This is a genomic window from Neptuniibacter sp. (assembly GCF_024231755.1).
Classification (GTDB): domain Bacteria; phylum Pseudomonadota; class Gammaproteobacteria; order Pseudomonadales; family Balneatricaceae; genus Neptuniibacter.
In genome coordinates this window covers 1-1,430 of sequence record NZ_JAAEQH010000014.1, presented here as the reverse complement: position 1 = coordinate 1,430, position 1,430 = coordinate 1, and the positions used below count along the sequence as shown (strand labels likewise).

The window sequence follows — 1,430 nt, the reverse complement described above, 5'->3', positions numbered from 1 at the left end:
TGATATCACAAGGGCCAGCTTGGATTAATAAGCTGATGGCTAATAATGTTAGCATGCACTGGAAACTTGCAGAAATTCTTATCAGTATGTGCGAAATTTGTGTGTCTGCATGCACGTTAGTAATCTATAAGTAGGCAGAGATATTCCAAGTCTTCTGGCGATATCACAAGGGCCAGCTTAAACTAGTAAGCTAAGAGCTAATAATGTTAGCATATATTTTTAAAACTTGGAAATGGCAAAGCGGACGTGTACTGTGAGGGCCGGCGGCCCCTTTGGTGTTTACACGCCCTGATACTTGTATTCGTCTATGAACACAAGTCTTATTTTAGAGATCTACAAGGCAAAATGACAGCAGTCCAACCTCTGTTCGGTCAGGTAGCCCTGGTCAATTTATGCGAACTTTGGATGACCTTCAGAGACCTTTCGCAACCAGCTCCTTCAAGCCCTCTTCATCGGGACGCTTTAGTTTTGATTCAGTTCCACTAGAGAGACCGCCGACTTCCCCCTTGAACAGACGCCCATCGCTTCCAAAGAAACCACTGTATGTGCCTCCACCTCGGATCGCCTGATACTGTTGTGCTGTCTGAAATGCTATCATCTTCCTTCACAATACCTTTGCATCGGCTTCAATTTCCGCAGTGGTCTGATCTTACATTTACTGTTTAGTAATAAATTGATAAATGCAGGGTGTTTAATGGTAACATTATTATTCTGAAATTTAGTCATGAAAACCGATCTTGATGAAATTGATGAAATTTTGTCAGGTTGATGAAATGCTTGCCAATCCATTATCGTATGTAAATGATCGAATAAACCGACGTCCAAGTTGGCTCCTTCTTGGCGGTTTATTCGAACATTTACGGTTGTGTTCTGGCACTTTTCAAGGCTGGTCGCCATGCCCAAGGTGTGCTACTCAATGTCAGCACTGAAAAGCGCCAGAGCATAACCGTAAATGATCGAATAAACTGACGTCCAGGTTGGCTCCTTGCTGGTGGTTTATTCGATCATTTATGGTAGTGCTCTGGTACTTTTCAAGACTGGTCACGATGCCCAAGGTCTGCTGCTCAATCAGCACTGAAAAGCGCCAGAGCATAACTGTAAATGATCGAATAAACTGACGTCCAGTTTGGCTCCTTGCTGGCGGTTTATTCGATCATTTACGGTTATGCCCTGACACTTTTCAAGGCTGGGCGTGATGCCCACAGTCTGCTGCTCAATGTCAGCACTGAAAGGCGCCAGAGCATAACCGTAAATGATCAAATAAACCGAAGTCCAGGTTGGCTCCTTGCTGGCGGTTTATTCGATCATTTATGGTTATGCCCTGACACTGATCCAAGCTGCTCGCGGTGCGCACAGTCTGCTGATCTCTGTGATCGCTGAAAGGTTACAGAGCATAACCGTACATGATCCAATAAACCGACGGCCAGGCT

At 44.8% G+C, this 1,430-nt stretch carries 1 protein-coding gene; it reads right to left on the bottom strand.

Translation table 11 applies throughout. The features are described from left to right. Positions 1–412 precede the first annotated feature (412 nt). Positions 413–598 carry a hypothetical protein gene (locus tag GY843_RS00450; protein ID WP_297305748.1) on the bottom strand — a complete coding sequence of 62 codons (186 nt, stop codon included), beginning with the start codon at positions 596–598 and terminating at the stop codon, positions 413–415. Positions 599–1,430: the final 832 nt, after the last annotated feature.